Source organism: Streptomyces sp. NPDC002133, assembly GCF_040296405.1.
Classification (GTDB): domain Bacteria; phylum Actinomycetota; class Actinomycetes; order Streptomycetales; family Streptomycetaceae; genus Streptomyces.
The window spans coordinates 1-2,653 of the sequence record NZ_JBEOXF010000135.1 but is presented as its reverse complement, the minus strand read 5'-3'; the positions used below and the strand labels follow the sequence as shown (position 1 = coordinate 2,653).

The 2,653-nt window shown below is 67.2% G+C and carries 1 protein-coding gene and 1 pseudogene; both read left to right on the top strand.

Annotated elements, in window-relative coordinates:
• Positions 1-1,911: 1,911 nt before the first annotated feature.
• Complete coding sequence (locus ABT078_RS42405; RefSeq protein ID WP_351237808.1) at positions 1,912-2,364, top strand: MarR family winged helix-turn-helix transcriptional regulator; 453 nt, start codon at positions 1,912-1,914, stop codon at positions 2,362-2,364.
• Between the two features lie 44 nt (positions 2,365-2,408).
• Positions 2,409-2,653 (top strand): annotated as a pseudogene (locus ABT078_RS42400) (zinc ribbon domain-containing protein); the annotation flags it as partial.

Genomic DNA, 2,653 nt, shown 5'->3' with positions numbered 1-2,653 from the left:
GGGTCACCGGCGCCACCTGGGACGTCGACGGCGGCGTCAGGGCCGGACGCAACAAATACTGACCGGCTCTCCCCCTTCTTTTCAGCACATACGGATCCGGCCGCGGGACACCCCGTCCTCCCGCACCGCCACGGCCGACCGCACAGGAGCACAGCAGCACAGCGCGAACCCGGCTGTGATACGCCGCCACTTCCCAGGCCAGCTGACCGGCCCGGACCACAACAAGCTCGCCGCCACCCCGCGGAGCATTGCGACCTGAGCGCCGCACACACGCTCCGCATGTGCCTCCGCCGAGCCTGGTGAATCCCCGGGTCGGCCCGAACCCGCTCCTCCGGCAGCCGGTCGGACGGCAGACGTTCGGGCCAGCATGCTTCAGCGCCGGCCCCTTCCGAAGAACGCGGAGCAGGTGCGGCTCCGTCGAGGCCCGCACCGATGCAGTTGCGCCGCCCGTCCGGGCACCCGCGACCGGGCGGCGCCCCGGCCGCTGCCCGCCGGCCATCCATGTGAAGATGACCCCACTCAGATACTTGCTTGGTGTAGCAATTATTTGCCATCATGTGGTTGACCGATCAACCACACCGACCAACCGAGGTGTTCACCATGGGAACTGACATCGCGACCGCGACGGGCACCGTCTTCGCATCGCACCTTTCGACCGGCCAAACAGATCGCTCACAAGGAATGGGGCCGCTCCGCCGCCGCAGACGTTCACCCACGCATCACCTCAGCGGCGCGTCGATGGTCACGGGCATCGGGCGACTCCTGGTGGCGACTGTGGTCGGACAAACTCTGGCGGCATAAGGTGACACCCGGCCGGACCATGGCCGGGGTGCACGCGCCCAGAACCTCGACACGCGGCACGGTGGGCCGTGTGTCGAGTGCGTTCGGCCCGATTCAGGGCTGCCGAGGGCGTGTGTCAAAAGTAGATCTCCGGCACGGAATGATCTCGCTTCGTAGCGCACAGATCTGACGGATGCACAGTGGACCCGGCTGGAGCCGCTGCTGACCAAGGGCACGAAGCCGGGCCGACCGCCGATATGAGGCCGGACCCGCACTGGCCCGATCGCGTACGGGCGGACAAAGCGCGCGCCTCCCGCAAGAACCACGCCCACCTGCGGCGACGCGGGATCCGCTGCATGATCCCGGACAAGGCCGGCCAGGTCCGCAACCGCGATGGGCACAGCTCCTACGGCGGCCGACCTTCGAAGTTCGACAAGGCCAACTACCGCGAGCGACATGCAGTCGAGTGCGGGATCAATCGCCTCAAGCACCACCGTGCGGTCGCCGCCAGGGTGTCTGACAGCAGATCATGTTCGGCCCGGACTGCATGTTTCACGTGATCTCGGCCTCCCCCCGGCTCGGCAGCCCGCTTACGCTCGGACCGTTTCAGTGCGAAAGTGATCTGCCTGCTCCGGGCACAGTGGGGCGGCTTCCATGCCTGGATGGACGGACTTGGCATACGCCCCACCCGGCGGTGCCGTCGGTGCTTCATCAACCAACCACCTCTCCACGAACCATGAGCGCCGACGGCTGCGCGCAGCGGTCATGCAACAGCTCCTCCGCGTCGCAGTGGTGCGCGACCGGGTATGCGACATCGCGCCGAGTCAGACGGGGGACCATGTCGCGGTACTTGGCCGGGAAACGACTGCTTGCCACGGCGCGTTTTGGCGTCGCGGCGGTCCTGGAGGACGGCTGTAACACCGAGCACGCCCAGCGGGAAGCGATCGCGGATCTTGTGGTGGCTGCGCTCTCGGCCGGCATACCGCGCAGGTCTTGGACGCAACGCAGCAACAACCCCCGACCCGTGTGATAGAGCGTGCCGCGTGGCATCGATCAGAACCGTTGCAGAACACGTCGCTACACGACGTCACAACATTTGAACTTAATTGACTGCGCAAGTAAATTGCAGGCGTGAGTGATGTTGATCCACTGAACGTCGACGAAGAACGCTTCTGGCGCGCCCTGATGCGTGTCATCATCGCGCTCCCGCGCTCGCTGGACGAAGATCTGCTGCGGTCCACGGGCCTGTCGCTGACCGAGTACATCGTCCTCGTGAAGCTCTCCGAGGCCGAGAACCAGGAGCTGCGGATGACGGACCTCGCCGCGGCCTGCGCCCTGTCGGCGAGTCGGATCACGCGGATCGTGGAGACGCTGCAAGCCCGTGGGCAGGTGGTCAAGCGGCGCCATGAAGCCGACGGCCGGGGCCTTGTGGCCTCACCGACCCCGGATGGGCTGAAACGTCTCCAGGGTGCCTACCCCGTTCATCTGGCGAGTGCTCGCAAGCGGGTCGTCGACCAGCTCGACGGACAGTCCCTGCCCAGTCTGGTCGGACAGCGCGAAGCCGTGGCGAAAAAGCTCGGCTGATCAGGCCGTTGACGGCCGCGTCTCGGTTCGCTCAGACCAAGACCGTGACCGACCACGCCACCGGCACCGGCACCGGCACCGGCACCATGGTCATCCGCACAGTGGTGGACACACTCGAAACCCGCGCCGTAATCACCCCGACCACCAAAACCCGCCCGGACCGGTCCAAGACCGGACCCACCCGGCCGCGATCCACACGCTCCGCGCCCAGGCGACGCAGGGCACCCTCCCCCACCGGCCCCTCGGGTCCGGCGGGCCAGCGTCCGGAGGGACACGCACCAACGGGCCG